Raw genomic sequence first — 22,622 nt, 5'->3', positions numbered from 1 at the left:
CGGTGTCCGTCTTGCGTGGGAGGAAGGCGCCGGAATGCGAGAGGCGCCGCCCCGGTTGATGGAGCGGCGCCTCGCGCTTGTCAAAGCCGTCGGGCGGTGGCTGCGTTCGCCGGGCTACTCGGCGGCCTCGCTGCGCAACTCGCGCGGCAGCGGGAAGACCATGTCCTCGGTGGTGGTCGAGACCGTGTCCACCGTGACCGTGTAGCGGGTCGCGAAGGCGTCGATGATCTCCTCGACCAGCACCTCCGGGGCCGAGGCGCCGGCGGTGAGGCCGAGCCGGCGGATGTTCGCGAAGGCGTCCCAATCCACGTCCCCGGCCCGGTTGACGAGCCGGGTGATCGGGCAGCCGGCGCGCTCGGCGACCTCGCGCAGGCGCTGCGAGTTCGAGGAGTTGGACGAGCCCACGACGATCAGCGCGTCGACCAGCGGCGCCACCTGCTTGACCGCCTCCTGGCGGTTGGTGGTGGCGTAGCAGATGTCGTCCTTGTGCGGGCCGACGATCGCCGGAAATTTTTTCTTGAGCGCCTCGACGATGTGGTGCGTGTCGTCCACCGAGAGGGTGGTCTGCGTCACCCAGGCGAGATTGTCGCGGTTGGCGGGCTCCAGCGCCGCGATCTGCTCCAGATCCTCCACGAGGGTGATCGAGCCCGTGGGCAATTGCCCCATCGTGCCGACCACCTCCGGGTGCCCGGAATGGCCGACGAGGAGCACGTGGCGCCCGCGCTTGTGGTGGATCTCCGCCTCGCGGTGGACCTTGGTGACCAGCGGACAGGTCGCGTCGATCGTGGTCAGGCCGCGGCTCGCCGCGGTCTGGGGCACGGTCTTGGCGACGCCGTGCGCCGAGAAGATCACCGGCTTGCCGCCGTCCGGCACCTCGTCGAGCTCGGCGACGAACACCGCCCCTTTGCGCTTCAGGCTCTCGACCACGTACTTGTTGTGGACGATCTCGTGCCGGACGTAGACCGGCGGTCCGTAGATCGCGAGCGCCCGTTCCACCACGTCGATGGCGCGCACCACGCCCGCGCAGAACCCGCGGGGGGCGCAGAGCAGGATCTCGAGCGGGGGTTTTTCGGGCGCGGGGGCGCCGGGTTCGTTCTGATTCACGGGAGCGGTCATGATAGCCGGGATGTGGCGAGGCGGGGCGGCCTCTGTCAACCTATCATGGCATCGAATCGCCGTGATCAACAGTGCGCTGACGCAGATCACCTCTGCCTGCTCACCTCCGCCCGTGCGGCCCGGCCGGCGTCTCGCTTGCGCCACGTCCCCGGGGTAAGGAGGCCGATCCTCTTGCCCAACGATCCTCTTGCCCACCGGGAGCCCGTCCGCGATGGCGAGTGCCGCCGACCACGCCAGCTTCCTGCCGCCGGTCCTGACCTTCCTGTCGGCGGCGGTGATCGGCGTGCCGATCTTCCGCCTGCTCGGGCAGAGCGCAGTGCTCGGCTACCTCGTCGCCGGCGTGGTGATCGGCCCGTCCGGGCTCTCGCTCATCACCGAGGCCGAGACGGCCCGCAGCGTCTCCGAACTCGGGGTCGTCCTGCTCCTGTTCATCGTCGGGCTCGAACTCGAATTGTCGCGCCTGATCTCGATGCGGCGGGACATCCTCGGGTTGGGCACGCTGCAGCTCACCCTGTGCGCCGTCGCGCTCGGGGGGCTGGCCATGCTGGGCGGCCTGTCGGCGGCGGCCGCCACGGTGGTGGGCATCGCGCTCGCCCTGTCGGCGACCGCGGTGGCGCTGCAGCTCCTCGAAGAGCGGCGCGACCTCGGCACGCCCTACGGCCAGCGCGCCTTCGCGATCCTGCTGTTCCAGGACCTGTCGATCGTCGCGATCCTGGCGCTCCTGCCGCTGCTCGCCTCCACGGGCACGACCTCGGGCGGCAACTGGCTCGGGGAGGCGCTGCACGCGACCGGCTCGGCGGTGGCCGCCGTGGTGGCCGCCGTGCTGGTGGGGCGCTACGGCCTCAACCCGTTCTTCCGGATGCTGGCCGCGAGCGGCGCGCGCGAGGTGATGACGGCCGCCGCCCTCCTGGTGGTGCTCGGCACCGCGCTGATCATGGAGCATGTCGGGCTCTCGATGGCGATGGGGGCGTTCCTGGCCGGGCTGCTGCTCGCCGAATCGAACTTCCGCCACCAGCTGGAGGCCGACATCGAGCCCTTCCGCGGCATGCTGCTCGGCCTGTTCTTCATGAGCGTGGGCATGTCGATCGACCTCGCGCTGGTGCGCGAGCACTGGCTCGGGCTGTCCGTCGCCACCGTCCTGGCGATCCTGCTCAAGACCGCGATCGTGGTCGGGCTCTTCCGCCTGTTCGGCTCGCCCTGGATCGATTCCCTGCGCGGCGCGGCGGTTCTGGCGCCCGCGGGCGAGTTCGCCTTCGTGCTCCTGCCCGTCGGCGGCGAACTCGGGATCGTGGACGGGAATGCCGGGCGCCTCGCCATCGCGCTCGCGGCGCTCACCATGCTGATCGGCCCGGTCGCCGCCAAGGGCCTCGACGCCCTGCTGGCCGCCCGCCGCACCGGCGCCCTCGAACCGGCCTACGACGTGATCGAATCCGCCGAGGCGCGGGTGCTGGTGATCGGCTTCGGCCGCTTCGGCCAGATCCTCAACCAAGTGCTGCTGGCGCAGGGCGTCAGCGTGACGGTGATCGACAAGGACGTGGAGCAGATCCGCAGCGCCGCCCGCTTCGGCTTCCGGGTCTATTACGGCGACGGCACCCGTCTCGACGTGCTGCGGGCGGCGGGCGGCGGGCGGGCCGAACTCGTCTGCATCTGCATCGACGACCCCGAGGAGACGCTCAAGATCATCGACCTCGTCCATGCGGAGTTCCCCTCCGCGCGCACCTACGTGCGGGTGTTCGACCGGGTGCAGGCGATCGAGGCGATGAACCGCGACGTGGACTATCTCATGCGCGAGACGGTGGAATCCGCCCTCGCCTTCGGCCGCGCCACCCTGGAGGCGCTCGGCGTGCCGGCCGCGGAGGCCGCGGGCGTGGCCGACGACGTGCGCAAGCGCGACGTCGCGCGGCTGGTGCTGCAGCAGGCGGGCGAGCCCGTCGACCGGGCCGATCCCGTGCGCGGCCTCGTGCGCATCAAGCCCGAGCCGCTGACCACGCCGGTGCGCTCCTCCCGGGCGCTCACCGCCGAGACCCAGGACATCATCGCCAAGGAGCGGCCGGCGGCGCCCGACGCCGCCCGCCCGGATGGCCTGCCTCCGGACACGCTCCGCCCGGACGACGTCCGCCCCGAGCCCGTGTCCGACGATGCCTGACGCGCCCGCCGCCTTCGTCACCGGGTCGACCCTGCGGCACGTGGTCGTGATGGGCGCGACCGGCTCGGTCGGCCTGATGGCGATCTTCGCGGTCGACCTCCTGTCGCTCCTCTACGTCTCCTGGCTCGGCGACCCGAACCTGACCGCGGCGGTAGGCTTCGCCACCATCGTCCAGGTCTTCGCCATCGCCATCAACATCGGCATGATGATCGCGGTCGGCGCGCTCGTGGCGCGCGCCCTCGGGGCCGGCGACCGGGAGGCGGCCCGGCGCATCGCCGCCTCCGCGATGGTGCTGACGGTGGCGGCGGCGATCGCGGTGACGGGGCTCCTCCTCCCCCTCCTCGACCGGGTCCTGGCACTCATCGGCGCCGCGCCCGAGACGGTGCCGGTCGCCCGGCGCTTCCTCCACATCTCCCTGCCGTCGATCGCCGCGATGGCGCTCGGCATGGGCTTCTCGGGAGTGTTGCGGGCGGTCGGCGATGCGCGCCGCGCCATGATCGTCACGGTCGGAGGCGCCCTCGTGACGGCGGCGCTCGACCCGCTCCTGATCTTCGGCCTCGGCCTCGGCGTCGACGGGGCGGCCTGGAGCGTGGTGGCGGCCCGCCTCGCCTTCGCGGCCATCGGCTGGCACGGGGCCGTGATGGTCCACCGCATGGTGGCCCGGCCCGCGCCCGCTTCCGTGCGGGCCGACGCGCCCGAGGTGCTGGGCATCGCCCTGCCGGCGGTGGCGACGAACCTCGCCCCGCCGGTGGTGAGCGCTTTTCTGGCCCACGTCGTGGCCGGGTTCGGCACGACGGCCATCGCCGCCAATGCGGTGATCGAGCGCCTGATCCCGGTCGCCTTCGGCGGCCTCTTCGCCCTCTCGGGCGCGATCGGCCCGATCCTCGGCCAGAACTGGGGCGCGGGCCGCTTCGACCGCATGCGGCGGATCCTGCGCGACGCCGCCCTGGTGACCGCCTTCTACGTGATCGTGGTCTGGCTCGCGCTGGTGCTCGGGCGCGGCGCCATCGTCCAGGCCTTCGCGCTCCGCGGGGAGGCCGCCGACCTCGTGGCGTTCTTCTGCCTCGTGGCGGGGGTGGCGTGGTTCTTCAACGGGCTCCTGTTTCTGGCGAACGCCTCGTTCAACAACCTCGGCTTCCCGCTCCTCTCCACCGCCTTCAACTGGGGCCGGGCGACCCTCGGCACGATGCCGTTCGCGCTCGTGGGCGCGCGGTGGGGCGGGCCGGAGGGCGTGCTCGTCGCCATCGCGCTCGGCTCCGCCCTGTTCGGGACGGCGGCCCTGCTCGCGGCCTTCCGGGTCGTCGGGATCCTGGAAGGCCGCGCTGCCGCCGCCGTCAGGGCCATCGCCTCAGCAGGCGAGGCCGCGCTCCACGCGCCGGCCGTCGCGGGCCACGACCCTCACCACCCGATGCGCGGATCCCCGCCAAGCCTTGACCCCTCGTCGACCCGCCAGGTGCACGGTCGGGTCGTCCCGCCACGAGAGCGCGAGGGCGCCGACCACCTCGGTGCGCGTGAGGCCGAGATCCTTCAGCATCCGGTCGTCGAGGTGAGCCAGGCGGTGGGCGGCACGCCGGTGCTGCCACAGGCGGATGGCCTGCGCCACGATCCGGCCGCCCACGCGACCGGCCCGCAGGACCAGCGAGAGAACACCGAAGGGAGCAAAGCCGATCGTCATCGTGACCTCCAGCGGCGCCCGTCGAAGGGAGCGGCCGCACCGCCGTCATAGCCCCGCTCGACCGATCCGTTGAGCGAATGATTGAGATGTGTCACATCACGAAGGCTGATGAGAGGCCGCCGTGGTCCACCCCCTCGACATCGACCAGCTGCGCACCCTGGTGGCGATCGCCGACAGCGGCTCCTTCACGCGGGCGGCGGACCTCGTCCACAAGACCCAGTCGGCGGTGTCGATGCAGATGCGGCGGCTGGAGGAGCGCGTCGGCCGCGAGGTTTTTTCGCGGGCGGGACGGGGCGTGCGGCTCACCGACGACGGCGAGCGGCTGCTCGACTACGCGCGCCGGATCGTGCGGCTCCAGACCGAGTGCCTCGCCACCTTCGACGAGGGCGACCTCGCCGGCCGGGTGCGGCTCGGCCTGCCGGACGATTACGCCGAGCGCTACCTGCCGGAGATCCTGGCCCGCTTCTCCCGCGTCCATCCGCGGGCCGAGGTGACGGTGGTGTGCGAGCCCACCGACATGCTGGTCTCGCGCATCGCGCAGGGGGATATCGACCTCGCCATCGTCACCGAGACCCGCCAGCACGGCGCCATCGAGACCATCCGCACCGAGGCGCTGCTCTGGGTCGCGTCGAGCCGCCACCGGGTCCACGCGCAGACGCCGCTTCCCCTCGCGCTCGGCCGCCCGCACTGCGTCTGGCGCAGCGCCGCGACCGCCGCGCTGGAGCGCGCCGGCCGGGCGAGCCGCGTCCTGTTCGTGAGCTGGAGTTCGACGGCGGTCGGGGCCGCGGTCCTGGCGGGCCTTGCCGTCTCGGTCCTGCCCGAGAGCGCGCTCCGCCCGGGCATGCGCACGCTCAGCCCCGCCGAGGGCTTTCCCGCCCTGCCCGCCTGCCGCATCGGGCTGATGCGCCACCGCGCGGCCGAGCCGCTGCCGCTCGCCGACGCGCTCGCCACCCAGATCCGGCAGAGCCTGAGCAATCTCGGCGCCGCGGCCGAGTAGAGGAAAGCCCTGGCGTCAGGATCCGCTGAGGACGGCCACGACCTTCGTGCTGAGGTTCGTGTAGAGGTTCCGGGCGGAATCGCCGTAGAGCCCGATGCCGACGATGATCACCAGGAAGATCAGCGCGACGATGAGGCTGTACTCGAGCGCCGTCGCTCCCGATTCGTCGTTCAGGAAGCGGCGTGGCGAAAGGGCGCTCCGCCAAAAGCTGACCACGACGCTCTCCTGCTCCGACCAGCGGTAATCTACGGCGCAACCTCCTCACCATCCGTTAAGACGATGGCCGAAACGACCGGGTGCGCAGGCCCGGGGACATGCCAGATCCGCCCGATCCCCAAAGGGAGGGCGGATCTGGTCTTGGCTCACGTGTGCGCAGCCTCGGCTCAGCCCTTGCCGGTTGCTTTGCGCAGGGCGTCGATGCGCTCGGACGCCTCGGCCTTGTCGAGATCCGGGTCGAACGCCTTCCCGTCCCCCGCCTCTTCCGAAAGCGTCTTGAGGTAGGAGGCCTGGGCGCCGGTCATCGGCTCGTCGCCCGTGGTCCAGTCCTTCGGATCCTTGATGCGGTTCGACGCGTCGGTGCCCTTCGGGTCCGCATGATCGTGGCGTTCGGTCTTCCTGGCCGACATGACGGCTCCTCTGTGTTCACGCATTGTTCTCGATGCGGTCAACGCCGGAGACGCGCCACGGGTTCCGGAACGCGGGGGCGGGGCCCCGCGCTCCGGTGTCGCTCAGGCCGCCCGGGCCCGGGGCTGCACCTCGGCGCTGTAATCGTCCATCAGCGTGCGGGTCATGGCGGCGGGCTGGAACCGGTAGGGGCCGATCTCCGACACCGGCGTCACCTCGGCGGCGGAGCCGGTGATGAAGCACTCGGAGAACTCCGCCATCTCCTCGGGCCGGATGCGGCGCTCGATGACCTCGTAGCCGCGGCGGCGGGCGAGTTCGATCACCGTCTGCCGGGTGATGCCGTTGAGGAACCGGTCGGCGAGCGGCGTGTGGATCGCCCCGTCGCGGATGAAGAACACGTTCGCACCGGTGCACTCGGCGACGTTGTCCTCCCAGTCGAGCATCAGGGCGTCGGCGTAGCCCTTGTTCTCGGCCCGGTGCTTCGAGATGGTGCAGATCATATAGAGCCCCGCCGCCTTCGAGGAGGCGGGCGCGGTGCGCGGATCGGGCCGGCGATACTCGGCGAGGTCCAGGCGGATGCCCTTCATCTTGGTGGCCGGGTCGAAGTAGCTCGGCCATTCCCAGGCCGCGATGGCGAGGTGGATGGTGTTGGCCTGAGCCGAGACGCCCATCATCTCCGAACCGCGCCACGCCACCGGGCGCAGATAGGCGTCCGCGAGCCCGCTCTCCTTGAGCACGAGCTTCTTGGCGGCGTCGATCTCGGCCACCGAGAAGGGGATCTCGAAATCGAGCAGTTCGGCCGAGCGGCGCAGGCGCGCGGAATGCTCCGTGCACTTGAAGATCTCGCCGCCATAGGCGCGCTCGCCCTCGAACACGCAGGAGCCGTAGTGCAGCCCGTGGCTGAGTACGTGAATCTTCGCGTCCGCCCACGGCACCATGCGGCCGTCGAACCAGATGTGACCCTCACGCTGGTCGAAGGGGATGACGGACATGACGATGATCCTCGTATGCGGTTCGTTTCCGCTCAGGCGGCCGGCTCGCAACCTTCGGTCTTCGCAGCCGCGACAGACGTTCATTCGTTGCGTCGGCGGGGTTGACGCGTATCAACGGGGCTGAGATATGTCAACAAGGCTGACGTAAATGCGAGGGCCGTGCGCGGCTCTCGTCGGACCAGAGGGGACGACGGTGAAGCAGGCTGCCCGGACGCGACCCATCTCGCCTGAGCCACCCGACGCCGCCAACGAGGACACGCCGAACGAGACCCTGCCCGAGACCGGGCAAGCCCACGACCTGATCGAACTCCTGTTCTTCGCCTACCGCGACTTCGTTTCCGATCCCGACCGCATCCTGGAGGAGTACGGCTTCGGCCGCGCCCATCACCGCGTCCTGCACTTCGTGGAGCGCAACCCCGGCCTCACGATCGCCGAACTCCTCGATATCCTGCGCATCACGAAGCAGAGCCTGAACCGCGTGCTCAAGGAATTGATCGAGACCGGCTACATCGAGCAGCGCGCGGGCACGAGCGACCGTCGCCACCGCCTCCTGACCTGCACGCCCCGTGGGCGCCGACTCGCCGAGCAGCTCGCCGGGGTGCAGGGCGAGCGGGTCCGCCGGGCCCTGGCCGAGGCCGGCCCGGCCGCCCGCGACCCGGCGAGCCGCTTCCTCCTGGCGATGATCGATGCCGCGGACCGCCCCGGGGTGAGCCGGCTCATCGCCGCCGCGCCGCCGCGCGCGGCGGACGAGGCCTGAGCCGATGGCGGCGCTCGCCGCGCAGGCGGACCTGCCCGACCACGCTCCCCACATCCTCGTCGTCGACGACGACCGCCGGCTGCGCGACCTGCTCTCGCGCTTCCTCTTTGAGCACGGCTACCGGGTGACGTCGGCGGCGAGCGCCGCCGAGGCCCGGGCCAAGGGCGCCAACCTCGTGTTCGACGCCCTCGTCCTCGACGTGATGATGCCGGGCGAGACCGGGTTCGACTACGCCCGCCAGATCCGCCTGACCTCCCAGGTGCCGATCCTGATGCTCACCGCCCGCTCCAACCCGAGCGACCGGGTGACCGGGCTGGAGATCGGCGCGGACGACTACCTGCCCAAGCCCTTCGAGCCGCGCGAGCTGATCCTGCGGCTCGCCAACATCCTGCGGCGGCGCCACGGCGGCGGCGCGTCCGCCGAGCCCTCCGCGCCGCTCGATGCGGTGCGCTTCGGGCCGTTCCTGTTCCGGGTCGAGCGGGGGGAGCTCACCCGCGACGACGAGCTGATCCGCCTGAGCGAACGCGAGCGCGAGATCCTCACCATCCTGGCGCTCGCCAAGGGCGGCAACGTCGCGCGCGAGGCGCTCGCGGGCGGCAGCGAGGCCGGCAACGAGCGCACCATCGACGTGCAGATGAACCGCCTGCGCCGCAAGGTCGAGGACGACCCGGCCAATCCCCGCTACGTCCAGACCGTGCGCGGCGTGGGCTACCGCCTCGTGCTGGACTAGGCCCGTGGCGGCGTCGCCCGGGCCGATCGCGGGGGCGCGGGAGCCGCCCGGGCTCGACGCCCGTCCGCCCGTCGCGGCCCGCCTCGATCCGCGGCGGCTGTGGCGCCGCATCGGCCGGGTGCTGGCCGACCGGCTGCCGAAGGGCCTCTACGCCCGCTCGCTCATCATCATCATCGCCCCGGTGGTGCTGCTGCAATCGGTGATCGCCTACACGTTCATGGAGCGCCACTGGCAGCTCGTGACGAAGCGGCTCTCGGCGGCGGTGACGGCGGACGTCGCGGCCCTGATCGACATCTACGAGAGCTACCCGCAGGACCGGGACGCGGCCACGCTGCAGCGGATCGCGGGCGAGCGCCTGAACCTCGACATCGACATCCTGGAGGGCGCCAAGGTGCCGTCGGCGGGGCCGCGGCCGTTCTTCTCGCTCCTCGACGAGGCCCTCTCGGACGAGATCCGCCGCCAGATCAACCGGCCCTTCTGGATCGACACCGTCGGACGCTCCAGCCTGATCGAGATCCGGGTCGAGATCCCGGGCGGGGTGATGCGGGTGATCGCCCGGCGCAGCCAGGCCTACGCGTCGAACTCGCACATCTTCCTGCTCTGGATGGGCGGCACCTCGCTGGTGCTGCTCGGCGTCGCGATCCTTTTCCTGCGCAACCAGATCCGCCCGATCCTGCGGCTGGCCGACGTGGCCGAGAGCTTCGGCAAGGGCCGCGAGGTCGAGTTCCGCCCCCGAGGCGCCCGCGAGGTGCGCAAGGCCGGCCACGCCTTCATCGAGATGAAGCGGCGCATCGAAAAGGCGATGGAGCAGCGCACCACGATGCTGAACGGGGTCAGCCACGACCTGCGCACCATCATCACCCGCTTCCGCCTCTCGCTCGCGCTGCTCGAACAGACCGCCGAGATCGACGACCTGCGCCGGGACGTCGACGAGATGAGCCGGATGCTGGAGGCCTACCTGGCCTTCGCGCGGGGCGATTCCGGGGAGCAGGCCTCCCCGGTCGACCTCCGGGCGCTGCTGGAGGACCTGCGCACCGACGTCGAGCGGCTCGGCGGCCACGTCAGCGAGGTCGCGGTGGCGGCCCCCCCGACCGTGACGGTGCGGCCGGACGCCTTCCGCCGCTGCCTGTTCAACCTCGCGGCCAATGCCGCCCGCTACGGCGAGACCATCGCGATCACCGCCCGGCAGGAGCGCAGCTGGCTCGCCGTCTCGATCGACGACGACGGCCCGGGCATCCCGCCCGAGCAGCGCGAGGAGGTGTTCAAGCCCTTCGTGCGCCTGGACGACGCCCGCCAGGACGCGGGCGGCTCCGGCCTCGGTCTCGCCATCGCCCTCGACATCGCCCGCACCCACGGCGGCGACGTCTCGCTGCACGACAGCCCGCTCGGGGGCCTGAGGGCCACGGTGCGGATTCCGGCGTGAGCGATGCGGGCCGGCCCCGCGCCCGTCGGGCGCCTCATCGTTTGACGGCCGTCGCCTTGAAGAACGTGTAGCAGAACACCCCGTCCGGCTCCGCCGTGCGCAGCAGCGCCCGGATGCCCGCGTCGAAGGCGCCGGCATCGCTCAGCCCGGCCCGGATCGCATCGCTCCGCACGCCGGCCACCATGGCGGTGAAGGTCCGGCGGATGAAGCCGATCCGCCAGATCGGGCCGGCCGGCATCCACGTAGACCTGACGGGGCGAGACGCGCAGGTTCCGGAAGCCCGCCGCGGCGAGCAGCGGATGGAGGCGGCGCCCGATCTCCGCATCTCCGCCGGCCGCCCGCTGCAGGGCCACCTGACAGCGGATGGCGTGGCGGGCGGCCGGATCCTCGGGATGGAACAGGGCGGAGCCGTGGTCGCCCTCGATGACGGTCAGGCTCCCGCCCGGCCGCAGCACCCGCAGCAACTCCTCCAGGACCGCCGCCGGATCGCGCACGTGCTCCAGCACGAAGCAGACGAAGACGTGGTCGAAGCTGGCCTGCGGGAAGGGCAAGGCCCCGACATCGCCGTGCCGTAACTCCGGCAGGGGCAGGCCCTCCGCCCGCAGGCGGGCTTCGGCGCCGGCCAGCGAGGCCGGCGCGATGTCCAGGCAGGTGATCCGCGCCCCGGGGCTGTTGCGGACCAGGGGCACCGTCTGCGCGCCGACCCCGCATCCCGCCTCCAGGACCGCACTGCCGGCCGGATAGGCGGTGTCGTGGTGAAGCAGGGCCTCCAACGACAGGGCCTGGTGGTTCAGACGCGCGCGCTCCGCGTCCTCGTAGCCGTGGATGTAGCCCGACCGCATGGATGCTTCCCTCCGTGAGATGGCCGCCATCCTGGCGCCGTTCCGGGGGAGCGGTCTTGAACGCGATTGCGGCGCTATCCGCGGGCTACGGCGGCGCGGTAGCGGGCCGGCGTGACGCCGAACTGGCGAACGAAGGCCCGGGTGAGGTGACTCTGATCCGCGAAGCCGGCCTCGGCCGCCGCCTCGGCGGGGCGCCGGCCGGCGGCGAGCAGCCGCCGGGCCGCGCGCACCCTCTGCTGAAGCAGGTAGGCGTGCGGCGTGACGCCGACGGTCCGGGCGAAGCCCCGCAGGAGCTGGAAGCGGCTCACCCCCGAGAGGGCGGCGAGGTCCGCGAGCGTGATCGGCTGCTCGGGGGCTTCGGTCAGGCGCCGCAGGGCGCGGGTCACCGAGGGCGGCGGGCCGGGGTTCGGCAGTGGGCGGCCGCCGTAGCGGGCCAGGAGATGGGACAGCGTCCGCACGAGGCCCTCCTCCACGCCGAGGGCATCGGGCCTCGGCGCGGTCAGAGCGGCGAAGAGCTGCGCGAAGCGGTCCGCCAGGACGGAATCGCTCAGGACCGGGCGGGTGATCGCCACCTCGCCCCGCAGGTCCTCGCGCGCGGCCTGATCGACGACGGCGGGGTCGAGGTAGAGCATCCGCCAGGACCGCGCGCGGCCCCGGATGGGATCGCCGTCGTGCATCTCGCCGGGATTGACCGTGATGACGTCGCCTGGGCCAGCCTCGACGTGGCCGATCCCGCTCCACGAGCGATGGGCGCCGCCGATCAGGAGGCCGATGCCGAACTGGTCGTGGGCGTGCCGAGGAAACGACCGGTCGGAGATGATCGAGACGATCTCGATGCCGGGCATGGCGGAGCGGTGCTGCGCTGCCCGGTGCTGCCTGTCCGCCACGTCTCCCCTCCCTCCCGATCCCGTCACGACGGCCGCAGGATCGGGCGGGCCTGGAGCACCGGCGCCGCGGCGGCGAGGATCGCGGCGCGGTCGCCCCGCGGGGGGACGATCCGCGCCCGGTTGATGGTGCGCTTGGTCGCCTTCGCCTCCGGGCCGGAGGCCACCAGCGTGTCCCGGTCCCACCCCGCCGTGTAGGCCGCGCCCCAATCCCCGAGATCGAGGACCGTGACGTAGTCCGGCGCCGTGAAGGCGACGCGCGCCTCGGGGCAGCCGAGGAGGTCGCAGGCGGCGTTGTGCCCGGCGAGCCGGCCCATCGGACGCGCGTGCTGGCAGGACATCACGGTGGCGTGGCCGGCCTCGTCCGCCGTCGCCCACGCCACGTCCCCGGCGGCGTAGAGGCCGGCCAGACCCTCGACCTGCAGGAAGGCGTCGACCGGAACCCGGCCGAGGGCGTCGTGTGCGACCGGCAGCGCCGCGGCGAGCCGGCTCGCCCGCTGGCCCGTCGCGCACAGGACCGTGGCGGCGGCGATCCGGGACCCGTCCGCGAGACGCACGCCGTCGGGCTCCACGGCGGCCACGGCGGCGTGCGGGCGCACCTCCACGCCCGCCGCAGCGAGCGCTTGCCCGATCGCCGGCCGGGCCGCGCCCATGTCGGCGCCGGGCTCCGCGCCGCGCTCGATGAGCACGACCCGCACGGGGTCGCCGGGCGAGGCGAGATTCCGCAGCCGGGCGGGCAACTCGCAGGCGGCCTCGATCCCGACGAGACCCGCTCCGATCACCAGTGCGGTGGCGCGGCCGGGCCGCGGCTCGCTTGCGGCGAGGTCGCGCAGGTGCCGGTCGAGCCGCGCGGCGCCCTCGAAGGTGTCGACGTCGAGCATCGTCTCGGCGCTGGGGCATTGCGGCCGGGCGAGCGCGCTCCCAGTCGCCAGCACGAGGCGGTCGTAGGGAAGATCGTCGGCGCCGGCGAGCGCGACCGTGCGGCGGGCCGGATCGATGTCTTCCGCCCGCGCCTGCACCCGTGCAACGCCGATCGGCCCGAGCACGTCGTCGAGCGGGACGCGCAGGCCGTCGAGGTCCGGCTCGTAGCAGCGCACCCGGATGGTGTGGAACGGATCGGGTGCCACGAGGGTGATCGCGAGGCTGCCGCCTCGCTCGTCCGCCAAGCGCGCGGCAGCGGCGGCGGCCCACAGGCCCGCGAAGCCGCCGCCCAGGACCACGAGCCGTCCCGCCATCGTGCCCTCCCCTGTCGCGCCGGCCCGGCCGGGCGCGCCCAAGGGTCACCCGGATCGCGCCGCATCGCAACCTCGGCGTGAGCCCGGCAGGGCGGTCGCCCAAAAGGGAAGTGAGCCCGGCAGGGCGGTCGCCCAAAAGGGAAGTGAGCCCGGCAGGGTGGTCACCCGAGGTCGCGGGCGTCAGGCGGCGATGCGCCCGCCCAGCTCGTCCTCGATATGGGCCTGGATGATGCTCTCGAAATCGGGCTCCGCCGTGAAGCCGAGTTCGGTGGCCCGGCGCGCATCGAAGGCGCGGGGCCAGCCGGCCACGATGCGCTCGATGGTCGGGTCCGGCTCGCGGCGGATGCGGGCGACCACGGCCTCGCCCGCGATGCGGCGCAGGGCCTCGATCTGCTCGGCCACCGTCACGGCGACGCCCGGCATGGTGAGGTTGCGCCGGTCGCCCAGGCGCGCGCCGTCGATCGTCGCGGCGTGGATGAGGAAGCCCACCGCGGCGCGCGGCGAGGCGTGCCAGTGGCGGACCGTATCGGAGACCGGCAGCACCGCCTCCTGCCCGGCCAGGGGCTCGCGGATGATGCCGGAGAAGAAGCCCGACGCCGCCTTGTTGGGCTTGCCCGGCCGCACGCAGATCGTCGGCAGGCGGATGCCGACGCCGTCGAAGATGCCCCGGCGGGTGTAGTCCGACAGCAGCAGTTCGCCGATCGCCTTCTGGGTGCCGTAGCTGGTGAGCGGCGCCGTCAGGTACTCGTCGCCGATGGGCTCGGGCATGGGTGCGCCGAACACCGCGATCGAGGAGGTGAAGACGAGGCGCGGCCGGTAGCCGTCGCCGATCGCCCGCACGGCGTCGTAGAGCCGGCGGGTGCCGTCGAGGTTGATGCGGTAGCCCTTGTCGAAATCGGCCTCCGCCTCGCCCGACACGATGGCGGCGAGGTGGAAGATCACGTCCGGCCGCCCGGCCACCAGCCGCTCCGCCTCGCCGGGGAGCGAGAAATCCGAGGCCGAGAGCGAGACCGGCACGCGCACCGGCGGGGCCTCGGGAGGCACGACGTCGTGGAGCGTCAGGCGGGTGATCGCCGTGCCGCCGAGCTGTCCGTCCTGCGCCAGCCGGGCCAGGAGCTTGCGGCCGACCATGCCGGCCGCACCGAGAATCAGGATGTGCATCGAAGTCTCCCGAGGGGGCCGCTCAGAGCGCGAAGCCGCCGTCGACGAGGTGGGTGTGGCCGGTGGTGAAGCGCGACTCGTCCGAGGCGAGGTAGACCGCGAGCGCGGCCACCTCCTCGACGGTGCCGAGGCGCCCCATCGGCTGGCGGTCGACGAAGGCTTGGCGCGCCGCCGCCTCGGTCGTGCCGGTGGAGGCGGCGAGCGCCGCGATCCGCTCGTCGAGGGAGGGCGACTGGATCGTGCCGGGGCAGATCGCGTTGGCGCGGATTCCCTGGCGGATGAAGTCGCGCGCCACGGCCATCGTCAGGCCGATCACCGCCGCCTTGGTGGCCCCGTAGACGTAGCGGTTGGGCGCGGTCCCGAGCGTGGAGACCGCCGAGGCGATGTTGACGATCGAGCCGCTGCCGCGCTCCAGCATCCCGGGCAGGGCGTGGCGGATCGTGCGGTGCATCGACTTCACGTTGAGGTCGAAGGCGAAGTCCCAGTCGGCATCCGAGCAGTCGAGCACGGTGTTGTGGTGCACGAAGCCCGCGGCGTTGACGAGGATGTCGACCGCGCCCGCGGCGCGCAGGCAGGCGGCCACGGCCTCGTCCGAGCGCACGTCGAGGGCGGCCGTCTCGGCGCCCGCGAGCCCGTCGAGCTTGGCCCGGTCGAGGTCGGTGGCCAGCACCCGGGCGCCCTCGGCGAGAAAAGCCTCCGCGATCGCGCGCCCGATCCCCTGTCCCGCCGCCGTCACGACGGCGCTCTTGCCCGCGAGACGTCCCACCATGCGCTCACCCTCCCGGTTGGCCCGTCACGCGACGCGCTTGGTCATGTGCACCAGGCGGCGGTCCGGCCGGGCCTCGACCCGCTCCGTCGTCCAGCCGTGGCGCGCATACCAGCCGATGGTGCGCGCGAGCTTCTCCCCCGTGTAGAGGCGCAGATCGGCGAGGTCGAGATGCTTCGCGCGCTCCTCGACCGCGGCGAGCAGGCGGGCGCCGAGCCCCTGCCCCTGCCGGTCCGGCGCCACCGCGATGCTCCAGAGCAGCAGGTGGTCCGGCTCGGGATCGAGGACCAGCGCCCCGGCGAGGCCGCCCCCCTCCTCCAGGAGCCAGACCTCGTGCGCGTCGATCAGGTCCTCGGGGCGCGTGAGGAGCGGCAGCGGCTCGACGCCGAGCAGCGCCCGGTTCGGCGTGTAGGCGGTCTCCTGCAGGGCGCCGAGGACCTTCGCGTCCGCGCGCGTCGCCCGGCGCAGGGTCTCGCCGGGGATGCGCGGCGCGGTGAGGGCGGAGAGGCGCAGGCGCTGGCCGCCATCCGGGCCGTGGTTGCCGGGCGCGAGCCAGCGGTCGTAGGCCTGCCGCACCTGCGGCCATTCCGTATCGAGGAGCGAGAACCACGCGGTGTCGCGGTTGCGCCCCTTCACGATCATCGCCTGCCGGAAGATGCCTTCGAAGGCGAAGCCAAGGCGGCCGGCGGCGATGCGCGAGGGCGTGTTCAGCGCGTTGCACTTCCACTCGTAGCGCCGGTAGCCGAGGGTGTCGAAGACGTAGCCCGCCAGGAGCCGCATCGCCTCCGTGGCCCCGGGGCTGCGCTGGAGCGCCGGCGTGTAGAGGATGTTGCCGACCTCGATCACCCGGTTGGCCGGGTCGATCCGCATGAGGGCCGCGTGCCCGAGCGCGGCGCCCGACTGGGCATCGAGGATGGCGTAGAACAGCGGGTCGGGCGAGGCCGCGCAGGTGTCGAGGTAGGCCGCGAAGGCGGCCGCATCCGGAAAAGGCCCGCGCGGCATGTACTGCCACAGGGCCTCGCTGCCGGGCCCGACGGCGCCGTCCGCGAGGGCGGCATGGGCCGCCGCGTCGAGGGGCGCCAGGGTGACGTGCCGGCCCGCGAGCGCGATGCGCTCCGGTCGCGGCGCCGGATCCGCCGGCACGACGGGGGCGCCGATGGGCAGCCCGGTGGCGGGATCGATCGCCTGGCTCACGGGGTGCCCGCGCCGCCGTCGCGCGCCTCCCTGGCCTCCAGATCCTTGCGGAAGAACCCGTTGAGTTCGGCGAAGCTCACCGAGCCGTCGAACCCCCCGAAGCTGCCCTCCTCGCCGATGCGCTTGGCCGCCCGGATGAAGCCGGTCCAGGCGGCGCGGGCGAGCGAGGAGCCGACGCTGATGCGGCGCACGCCGAGTTCCGCCAGATCCGCGACGCGCAGGCCCGGATTGGTGCTCATCAGGATGTTGACCGGGCGCGGGCTCAAGGCCGCCACGAGGTCGCGGATCTCCTCGCGGCGCTTCGGCCCGGGGGCGTAGAGCACGTCGGCGCCCGCCTCCGCGTAGGCCTGGAGGCGATGGATCGCCTCGCGCAGCGGCTCGGGATGGCCGGTGAGATAAGCCTCGCAGCGCCCGGTGAGCAGCACCTCCGCCCCCGAGGCGTCGATGGCCTGCCGCGCCGCCCGCATGCGCGCCACCGCCTGGTCGAGGTCGTAGAGCGGCCGGTCCTTCGAGCCGGTCGCGTCCTCGATCGACAGGCCGGCGACGCCCGTCCCGACGCACAGGGCGACGTTCTCGGCGACGCCCTCCGGGTCGTGCGCGTAGCCGGACTCGAAGTCGGCGTTGACCGGCAGGTCCGTGGCCGCCGCGATCTCGGCGATGTGGCCCAGCATCGCGTCGCGCGGCACCGCCCAATCGGTGTCCGGCAGCGCACGCGAGAAGGCGAAACCCGAACTCGTGGTGGCGAGCGCCGGGAAGCCCAGGGCGGCGAGGTAGCGGGAGGTGCCGAGGTCCCAGGGATTCGGCATCACGAAGCAGCCCGCGTCGTGCAGCGCCCGGAAGGCGGCCCGGCGGGTGGCGAGATCGGTCATCGGCGTCCTCCTCCCCTGAACCGGTCGCCCCTATGGGCCGGCCGGTTCAGTGTCCCTCGAACTCCAGCAGCGTCCAGACCGGCACGTCGAGGGCGCGCAGCTTGGCGGCGCCGCCGAGGTCGGGCAGGTCGATCACGAAGCAGGCGGCCACCACCTCGGCGCCGATCCGGCGCAGCAGCTCGACCGCCGCCGTGGCGGTGCCGCCCGTGGCGATCAGGTCGTCCACCAGCACCACCCGGTCGCCCGGCTTCACCGCGTCGGAGTGGATCTCCATCTCGTCGGTGCCGTATTCGAGCGCGTAGGCGATCGAGACCGTGCTGTGGGGCAGCTTGCCCTTCTTGCGGATCGGCACGAAGCCCGAGGAGAGCTGGTGGGCCACGGCGCCGCCCAGGATGAAGCCGCGCGCCTCGATCCCCGCCACCTGGTCGATGCGCCCGCCCGCGAAGGGATGCACCAGGGCGTCCACGGCGCGCCGGAAGGCGCGCGCGTCCCCGAGCAGGGTGGTGATGTCCCGGAAGACGATGCCGGGCTTCGGGTAGTCGGGAATCGAGCGGATCGACTCCTTCAGCGCCGTGAGGGTGCGCGGATCCATGCGGTGCCTTCTTCCGTCGCTGCGCGGGCCAAGCGGAGGCGTTAGACCAGATCGCACGCCCCCTTGCCAGAGCCCCCCTTGCCAGAGCCCCCCTTGCCAGAGCCCCCCTTGCCAGAGCCTCCTTGCCAGAGCCTCCTTGCCAGGGCCCCCTTGCAGAGCCCCTTGGCCGGAGCCCGCCTACTGGTTGGCCTTGCGCAGCAGCGCGATGAGGTCGCGGTGCAGCCCCTCGTTGCCGCAGGCGACCGAGCGGGCGGCGAGCGCGTCCGGGCCGCCGTCGGCGCTGCTCGCGAAGCCCCCGGCCTCGCGCACGAGGATCAGGCCCGCCGCGAGGTCCCAGGTCTGGAGGTCGCGCTCCCAGTAGAGGTCGACGCGTCCGCAGGCCACGTAGGCGAGGTCGAGGGCGGCCGAGCCCTGGCGGCGCACGCCCCCCGTCACGGCCATCACGGTGCCGAGTTCCTTGAGGAGGCGCGGATGGTTGCCGCGCCCGAGGTAGGGCGAGCCGTAGGCCACCAGCGCGTCCGCGAGGTCGCTGCGGCCCGAGACCCGCAGGCGGCGGTTGTTCAGGAAGGCGCCCTTGCCGCGCTCGGCGATGAACAGCTCGTCCTTGATCGGGTCGTAGATCACCCCGGCCACGATGTGGCCCTCGCGCTCCAGCCCCACCGAGATGCAGAAGTGCGGGATGCCGTGCAGGAAGTTGGTGGTGCCGTCGAGGGGGTCGACGTGCCAGGTGTGGGTCTTGTCCGGCCCCTCGATGGCGCCGCCCTCCTCCATGACCAAGCTGTAGCCGGGCCGGGCCTTCATCAGCGCCTCGCGCAGCACCGCCTCCGCCCGCTTGTCGGCGGCCGAGACGAAGTTGCCGGGCCCCTTGCGCGAGACCTGAAGGTTCTCGACTTCGCCGAAATCGCGCTTGAGGCCGCGCGCGGCCTTGCGCACGGCGTCGACCATCACGGTCATCAGGGGAGAGTTGATCATGCGGCGCGCCCGGGTTCGGCGGCCGCACGCGACGCGGGCGCGGGAGCGCGCCGTCGCCGGGAAAGGACCGCCCTCTGAAGGTCGTGAGCGGCCTTAAGGCGTCATCCGGTCGGCGGCAAGGCGTTCGGCGCGGGCGCGTTCCTCGGGCGTCAGCCCCGAGAGCGCCTGGGTGAGCCACGCGTCGCTCAGGCCCTGGGCCGCCGCCGCCATGTCCCAGGCCGCCGCCTCGACGAGGTTCTTGGGGACTCCCCGCCCGGCCGCGTAGAGGCGGGCGATGCGGTTCTGCGCCACCGCGTTGCCCCGGCCCGCGGCGTGCCGGAAGTAGCGGGCGGCCCGCGCCTCGTCCCGTGGCACGCCCTCCCCGTTGAAGAGCAGGATCGAGAATTCGACCTCCCCCGCCACGTCGCCGTTGTCGGCCGCGCGCCGGAACAGCTGAGCGGCCTGGGCCGGATCCTTCGGCACGCCCCGCCCCTTGAGGTAGAGGATGCCGAGCGCGTGCTGGGCCGCCGCCAACTCTTGGTCCGCCGCCCGCCGCAGCAGGCCGGTGGCGCGCTTGAGGTCGTCGGGCACGCCGGTCGCGAGCAGGATCAGGGCGAGGTTGTAGCTCGCCCCCGCCTCCCCCTTCGCGGCGGCCTTCTCCAGCCAGGCCCGGCCCGCCGCCGGGTCCTTGGCCATGCCGCGGCCCTCGATCGCCATCATGCCGAGGATCGCGGCGGCGTGCGGGTCGCCGAGATTCGCCGCCAGCCGATACCATTCCGCCGCCTTGGCGGGATCCTGGCGCACGCCGAGGCCCTGGTTGTAGAGCTCGCCGAGCAGCGTCATGGCGGCGGCGTCGGTCTTGGCGCGCTCCAGCCGCTTCGTCGCCTCCCGGAACGCCGTCACGTAGTAGCCGCGCTGATAGGCGCCGTAGGCGATGTCGGCCTTCGGATCGGTGGAGCCGGTGGCGGGCGGCAGCGTCGAGGAGCCCGGTAGCATCCTGGGCTGTTCGGTCTGCGCGGTCGCCGGGGCGAGGCTCCCGGCCAGCGCCGCGGCCAGGAGGGCCAACCCGGCACCCGGATGCGGTCTGGTCATGCGCGGCCCCCGAACGGCAGGAACGACAGGAGGCCCCGCGGGGTGGTGTCGCGCACGAGGGCGTCCAGCGGCGCCACCGGCAGGGGCAGGCTCAGGAACCGCTCGTAGGGGCAGGCCGCGATGGCGGCCTCGTCGGGCAGCCAGCGGGTGCTGCGGCGGCGCCGGCCCGGCCAGACCACCACGATGCCGTCGCGCATAGGCTCGACGAAGGAGAAGGAATGCGCCGTGCAATCGTGCAGCCAGATCACTGTCCGGTAGACGTCGCCCATCCACGTCAGGTCGTTCGGCGCGCCGCGCTCCCGGCGCCCCGCCAGGCAGGCGTCGAGGTCGGGCAGCGCCGCGAGGTCGTCGGCCGGGAAGCAATCGTCGAGGATCACCGTGCCGCCCCGCTTCAGGCAGGACCACGCGTTCCTGAAGTCGCGCCGGGACTGCGCGTAGGTATGCAGCCCGTCGATGAACACGCAGTCGAAGCGGCGGGTGTTGGTGCGGAAGAAGTCGTCGCTGGTGGTCGAGACGGTCTCGCCGAGGATCTGCTCCTGCGGCACCTTGAAGTGCGGGTCGATCCCGAGCTTGTGCGGGATCGCGACCCGATTGAAGGTGGTGCCGTGATCGACGCCGATCTCCAGGTAATCCCGGTAGCGCCCGCCCGAGAGGGCGTTGATGACCTCGTGCCGTTCCATGTTGCGCCGCCGCTCAGACGCCGTCGGTGAGACGCGCCTGCGCCGCCGCCACCGTTGCGGCGCCGTCCGGCCCGTCCCACAGGGCCGCGTCCAGGGCCACGAACTCCGCTCCGGTCGCGGCGAGATCCGCCACCGCGTCGAGGCTGCGCGCCAGCGCCACGCAGGGCGTCTCGAAGATCTCGGCCCACCACTCGGCGCGCTCCTGTACTGTCCTGGGCGCGGTGTCGGGCAGGTCCCCGAACAGCACGTAGTCGACGCCGGCCTCGCCGGCCTCCATCGCGTCGTGGCGGGCGGCGAGGCCGCCCGTGCCGAGGATGCGGCCGTCGCGCAGGCGCTCGCGCAACGCGGCGAGGTCGCCGCCCTCGGCGTGGATGCCGTCCGCCCCGCCCCGGGCGGCGACCGAGACGAGATCGATCCCCTCCCCCGCACAGGCGACCACCACCGCGGCGCCGACAGCCTGGGCAGCGGGGGCGAGCGCCTTGACCCGGTTGACGAGGCTGCGCTCGTCGGCCGGGGCGAAGTGCAGGATCACCGCCGCGACGTCGCCGGCCGCGCAGGCCGCCGCGAGGCGCGGCGCGAGGTCGGGCGCCGCATCGGGCCCGGAGACGAGGATCAGGCGGGTCGGCGGGGCTTTGGACTCTGCCATGCGGGCGCTGAGGTCTGCTCTCGAACGAAGACGGACGGGCGGTCGCCGGACCGTCCGCCCCGTGGGACGCTCAGGCGGCGCCGCGATTGGCGAGGCCGGGGCGGCGCCCCGGCCGCAGCCCTTACTCCGCCGCCTGCTTGGTGGCGCCGAAGGACGGGTCGAGCTTGCCGGCGGCGTAGCGCTTGGCCATCTCGGACAGCGCGACCGGCCGGACCTTGCCGGCATTGCCCGCGGTCCCGAACTCCTCGAAGCGCTGCTTGCACAGCTTCGTCATCGCCTCCATGGCGGGCTTGAGGTACTTGCGCGGGTCGAACTCGGCCTTGTTCTCGGTCAGGATCTTGCGGATCTGGCCGGTCATCGCCATCCGGTTGTCGGTGTCGATGTTGATCTTGCGCACGCCGTGCTTGATGCCGCGCTGAATCTCTTCGACGGGCACGCCCCAGGTCGGCTTCATCTCGCCGCCGTACTGGTTGATGATGTCCTGCAGGTCCTGCGGCACCGAGGACGAGCCGTGCATCACGAGGTGCGTGTTCGGCAGGCGGCGGTGGATCTCCTCGATCACGTTCATCGCCAGCACGGCGCCGTCGGGCTTGCGGGTGAACTTGTAGGCGCCGTGCGAGGTGCCCATCGCCACCGCGAGCGCGTCGACCTTGGTGGCCGCGACGAACTTTTCCGCCTCGGCCGGGTCGGTGAGGAGCTGGTCGTGGGACAGAGTCCCCTCCGCGCCATGGCCGTCCTCGGCCTCGCCCTGCCCGCTCTCCAGCGAGCCGAGCACCCCGAGCTCGCCCTCCACCGACACGCCGGCCCAGTGCGCCATCTCGGTCACCTTGCGGGTGATCTCGACGTTGTAGGCGTAGTCCGCCGGGGTCTTGCCGTCGGCCTTGAGCGAGCCGTCCATCATCACCGAGGTGAAGCCGTACTGGATCGCCGTGGCGCAGGTCGCCTCGTTGTTCCCGTGGTCGAGATGCATGCAGACCGGGATGTGGGGATAGATCTCCACCAGCCCGTCGATCAGCTTGGCCAGCACGACGTCGTTGGCGTAGGCGCGCGCGCCGCGGCTGGCCTGCAGGATGACGGGCGCGTCGCAGGCGTCCGCCGCCGCCATGATGGCGAGGCCCTGCTCCATGTTGTTGATGTTGAAGGCCGGCACGCCGTAGCCGTGCTCGGCGGCGTGATCCAGAAGCTGCCTCAGCGTGATGCGCGCCATCTTACCCTCCGACGAACTCGTGTGGTTGCGATTATAGGCGAAC

General features: G+C 72.6%; 22 protein-coding genes and 2 pseudogenes. 6 read left to right on the top strand and 18 right to left on the bottom strand.

The features are described from left to right. Positions 1-114 precede the first annotated feature (114 nt). On the bottom strand, positions 115-1,116 hold the full coding sequence (gene ispH, locus ACKUB9_RS15615) for a 4-hydroxy-3-methylbut-2-enyl diphosphate reductase (RefSeq protein WP_407523323.1): 1,002 nt from the start codon (positions 1,114-1,116) through the stop codon (positions 115-117). A gap of 211 nt (positions 1,117-1,327) precedes the next feature. Between ispH and ACKUB9_RS15610 the strand changes: the two genes are divergently transcribed. From ACKUB9_RS15610 to ACKUB9_RS15595, 3 genes and pseudogenes are all read left to right on the top strand, one after another. Continuing rightward, on the top strand, positions 1,328-3,262 hold the full coding sequence (locus ACKUB9_RS15610) for a monovalent cation:proton antiporter-2 (CPA2) family protein (protein WP_407523326.1): 1,935 nt from the start codon (positions 1,328-1,330) through the stop codon (positions 3,260-3,262). After that, positions 3,255-4,664 (top strand): annotated as a pseudogene (locus tag ACKUB9_RS15605) (MATE family efflux transporter); the annotation flags it as partial. The gene ACKUB9_RS15610 and the pseudogene ACKUB9_RS15605, both read left to right, overlap by 8 nt. A gap of 394 nt (positions 4,665-5,058) precedes the next feature. Continuing rightward, entirely contained in the window at positions 5,059-5,934 is an 876-nt protein-coding gene (locus ACKUB9_RS15595; RefSeq protein WP_407523329.1) for a LysR substrate-binding domain-containing protein, read from the top strand. Between the two features lie 15 nt (positions 5,935-5,949). Here the strand turns inward: ACKUB9_RS15595 and ACKUB9_RS15590 are convergent, their stop codons facing one another. The 3 genes from ACKUB9_RS15590 to ACKUB9_RS15580 all read right to left on the bottom strand — a co-directional run bounded on the left by ACKUB9_RS15590 (position 5,950) and on the right by ACKUB9_RS15580 (position 7,550). Then, a complete protein-coding gene (locus ACKUB9_RS15590) occupies positions 5,950-6,150 on the bottom strand; it encodes a Flp family type IVb pilin (RefSeq protein ID WP_407523332.1) in 201 nt (66 codons plus the stop codon). A 167-nt stretch (positions 6,151-6,317) separates the two neighbouring features. Beyond that, positions 6,318-6,560 carry a DUF3072 domain-containing protein gene (locus ACKUB9_RS15585; RefSeq protein WP_407523335.1) on the bottom strand — a complete coding sequence of 81 codons (243 nt, stop codon included), beginning with the start codon at positions 6,558-6,560 and terminating at the stop codon, positions 6,318-6,320. A 102-nt stretch (positions 6,561-6,662) separates the two neighbouring features. Further along, positions 6,663-7,550, bottom strand: a complete 888-nt coding sequence (locus tag ACKUB9_RS15580) for a branched-chain amino acid aminotransferase (protein WP_407523338.1) — start codon at positions 7,548-7,550, stop codon at positions 6,663-6,665. A 148-nt stretch (positions 7,551-7,698) separates the two neighbouring features. Here ACKUB9_RS15580 and ACKUB9_RS15575 point away from each other — a divergent pair, with 148 nt between their 5' ends. From ACKUB9_RS15575 to ACKUB9_RS15565, 3 genes are all read left to right on the top strand, one after another. Continuing rightward, positions 7,699-8,307, top strand: a complete 609-nt coding sequence (locus ACKUB9_RS15575) for a MarR family winged helix-turn-helix transcriptional regulator (protein WP_407523341.1) — start codon at positions 7,699-7,701, stop codon at positions 8,305-8,307. Positions 8,308-8,311: 4 nt separating this feature from the next. Next, on the top strand, positions 8,312-9,037 hold the full coding sequence (locus tag ACKUB9_RS15570) for a response regulator (RefSeq protein ID WP_407523344.1): 726 nt from the start codon (positions 8,312-8,314) through the stop codon (positions 9,035-9,037). Between the two features lie 97 nt (positions 9,038-9,134). Then, positions 9,135-10,460: an ATP-binding protein gene (locus ACKUB9_RS15565; RefSeq protein WP_407523538.1), complete on the top strand. Its 1,326-nt coding sequence runs from the start codon at positions 9,135-9,137 to the stop codon at positions 10,458-10,460. Positions 10,461-10,494: 34 nt separating this feature from the next. Here ACKUB9_RS15565 and ACKUB9_RS15560 read toward each other — a convergent pair whose 3' ends face one another. The 14 genes and pseudogenes from ACKUB9_RS15560 to fba all read right to left on the bottom strand — a co-directional run bounded on the left by ACKUB9_RS15560 (position 10,495) and on the right by fba (position 22,579). After that, positions 10,495-10,644 (bottom strand): hypothetical protein, encoded by a 150-nt coding sequence (locus ACKUB9_RS15560; protein WP_407523544.1) that lies wholly within the window; start codon positions 10,642-10,644, stop codon positions 10,495-10,497. Between the two features lie 142 nt (positions 10,645-10,786). After that, positions 10,787-11,302 (bottom strand): annotated as a pseudogene (locus ACKUB9_RS15555) (class I SAM-dependent methyltransferase); the annotation flags it as partial. Between the two features lie 74 nt (positions 11,303-11,376). Further along, complete coding sequence (locus tag ACKUB9_RS15550; RefSeq protein WP_407523346.1) at positions 11,377-12,189, bottom strand: AraC family transcriptional regulator; 813 nt, start codon at positions 12,187-12,189, stop codon at positions 11,377-11,379. A 23-nt stretch (positions 12,190-12,212) separates the two neighbouring features. Beyond that, positions 12,213-13,421: an NAD(P)/FAD-dependent oxidoreductase gene (locus ACKUB9_RS15545; RefSeq protein ID WP_407523349.1), complete on the bottom strand. Its 1,209-nt coding sequence runs from the start codon at positions 13,419-13,421 to the stop codon at positions 12,213-12,215. Between the two features lie 180 nt (positions 13,422-13,601). Next, positions 13,602-14,582: a D-erythronate dehydrogenase gene (denD, locus tag ACKUB9_RS15540; protein WP_407523351.1), complete on the bottom strand. Its 981-nt coding sequence runs from the start codon at positions 14,580-14,582 to the stop codon at positions 13,602-13,604. Between the two features lie 22 nt (positions 14,583-14,604). Next, positions 14,605-15,351 (bottom strand): SDR family oxidoreductase, encoded by a 747-nt coding sequence (locus ACKUB9_RS15535; RefSeq protein WP_407523354.1) that lies wholly within the window; start codon positions 15,349-15,351, stop codon positions 14,605-14,607. Between the two features lie 24 nt (positions 15,352-15,375). Continuing rightward, on the bottom strand, positions 15,376-16,542 hold the full coding sequence (locus ACKUB9_RS15530) for a GNAT family N-acetyltransferase (protein ID WP_407523357.1): 1,167 nt from the start codon (positions 16,540-16,542) through the stop codon (positions 15,376-15,378). Further along, positions 16,539-17,411 carry an isocitrate lyase/PEP mutase family protein gene (locus ACKUB9_RS15525; protein ID WP_407523360.1) on the bottom strand — a complete coding sequence of 291 codons (873 nt, stop codon included), beginning with the start codon at positions 17,409-17,411 and terminating at the stop codon, positions 16,539-16,541. Before ACKUB9_RS15525 ends, ACKUB9_RS15530 begins: the two co-directional genes overlap by 4 nt. A gap of 46 nt (positions 17,412-17,457) precedes the next feature. After that, positions 17,458-18,003, bottom strand: a complete 546-nt coding sequence (locus tag ACKUB9_RS15520; protein ID WP_407523363.1) for an adenine phosphoribosyltransferase — start codon at positions 18,001-18,003, stop codon at positions 17,458-17,460. A 177-nt stretch (positions 18,004-18,180) separates the two neighbouring features. Continuing rightward, positions 18,181-18,975, bottom strand: coding sequence for an inositol monophosphatase family protein (locus ACKUB9_RS15515; RefSeq protein WP_407523365.1), 795 nt, complete (start codon positions 18,973-18,975; stop codon positions 18,181-18,183). A 93-nt stretch (positions 18,976-19,068) separates the two neighbouring features. Beyond that, entirely contained in the window at positions 19,069-20,046 is a 978-nt protein-coding gene (locus tag ACKUB9_RS15510; RefSeq protein ID WP_407523368.1) for a tetratricopeptide repeat protein, read from the bottom strand. Beyond that, positions 20,043-20,726 (bottom strand): class I SAM-dependent methyltransferase, encoded by a 684-nt coding sequence (locus tag ACKUB9_RS15505; RefSeq protein WP_407523370.1) that lies wholly within the window; start codon positions 20,724-20,726, stop codon positions 20,043-20,045. Before ACKUB9_RS15505 ends, ACKUB9_RS15510 begins: the two co-directional genes overlap by 4 nt. A 13-nt stretch (positions 20,727-20,739) precedes the next feature. Next, entirely contained in the window at positions 20,740-21,372 is a 633-nt protein-coding gene (locus ACKUB9_RS15500; RefSeq protein WP_407523373.1) for a thiamine phosphate synthase, read from the bottom strand. Between the two features lie 121 nt (positions 21,373-21,493). Then, positions 21,494-22,579 (bottom strand): class II fructose-bisphosphate aldolase, encoded by a 1,086-nt coding sequence (gene fba, locus ACKUB9_RS15495; protein WP_407523375.1) that lies wholly within the window; start codon positions 22,577-22,579, stop codon positions 21,494-21,496. Positions 22,580-22,622 lie beyond the last annotated feature (43 nt).

Source organism: Methylobacterium oryzisoli (genome assembly GCF_046557895.1).
Classification (GTDB): domain Bacteria; phylum Pseudomonadota; class Alphaproteobacteria; order Rhizobiales; family Beijerinckiaceae; genus Methylobacterium; species Methylobacterium oryzisoli.
Note: the sequence above shows the minus strand (reverse complement) of the source record. Positions and strands in the feature narration are given on the sequence as shown.

Excerpts from the sequence above, each read along its gene's own strand:
- ACKUB9_RS15515 (WP_407523365.1), bottom strand. The coding sequence starts at position 18,975 with ATGATCAACTCTCCCCTGATGACCGTGATGGTCGACGCCGTGCGCAAG.
- ACKUB9_RS15580 (WP_407523338.1), bottom strand. The coding sequence starts at position 7,550 with ATGTCCGTCATCCCCTTCGACCAGCGTGAGGGTCACATCTGGTTCGAC.
- ACKUB9_RS15535 (WP_407523354.1), bottom strand. The coding sequence starts at position 15,351 with ATGGTGGGACGTCTCGCGGGCAAGAGCGCCGTCGTGACGGCGGCGGGA.
- ispH (WP_407523323.1), bottom strand. The coding sequence starts at position 1,116 with ATGACCGCTCCCGTGAATCAGAACGAACCCGGCGCCCCCGCGCCCGAA.
- denD (WP_407523351.1), bottom strand. The coding sequence starts at position 14,582 with ATGCACATCCTGATTCTCGGTGCGGCCGGCATGGTCGGCCGCAAGCTC.
- ACKUB9_RS15575 (WP_407523341.1), top strand. The coding sequence starts at position 7,699 with ATGCGAGGGCCGTGCGCGGCTCTCGTCGGACCAGAGGGGACGACGGTG.
- ACKUB9_RS15525 (WP_407523360.1), bottom strand. The coding sequence starts at position 17,411 with ATGACCGATCTCGCCACCCGCCGGGCCGCCTTCCGGGCGCTGCACGAC.
- ACKUB9_RS15585 (WP_407523335.1), bottom strand. The coding sequence starts at position 6,560 with ATGTCGGCCAGGAAGACCGAACGCCACGATCATGCGGACCCGAAGGGC.
- ACKUB9_RS15505 (WP_407523370.1), bottom strand. The coding sequence starts at position 20,726 with ATGGAACGGCACGAGGTCATCAACGCCCTCTCGGGCGGGCGCTACCGG.
- ACKUB9_RS15570 (WP_407523344.1), top strand. The coding sequence starts at position 8,312 with ATGGCGGCGCTCGCCGCGCAGGCGGACCTGCCCGACCACGCTCCCCAC.
- ACKUB9_RS15520 (WP_407523363.1), bottom strand. The coding sequence starts at position 18,003 with ATGGATCCGCGCACCCTCACGGCGCTGAAGGAGTCGATCCGCTCGATT.
- fba (WP_407523375.1), bottom strand. The coding sequence starts at position 22,579 with ATGGCGCGCATCACGCTGAGGCAGCTTCTGGATCACGCCGCCGAGCAC.
- ACKUB9_RS15545 (WP_407523349.1), bottom strand. The coding sequence starts at position 13,421 with ATGGCGGGACGGCTCGTGGTCCTGGGCGGCGGCTTCGCGGGCCTGTGG.
- ACKUB9_RS15500 (WP_407523373.1), bottom strand. The coding sequence starts at position 21,372 with ATGGCAGAGTCCAAAGCCCCGCCGACCCGCCTGATCCTCGTCTCCGGG.
- ACKUB9_RS15610 (WP_407523326.1), top strand. The coding sequence starts at position 1,328 with ATGGCGAGTGCCGCCGACCACGCCAGCTTCCTGCCGCCGGTCCTGACC.
- ACKUB9_RS15510 (WP_407523368.1), bottom strand. The coding sequence starts at position 20,046 with ATGACCAGACCGCATCCGGGTGCCGGGTTGGCCCTCCTGGCCGCGGCG.
- ACKUB9_RS15560 (WP_407523544.1), bottom strand. The coding sequence starts at position 10,644 with ATGGTGGCCGGCGTGCGGAGCGATGCGATCCGGGCCGGGCTGAGCGAT.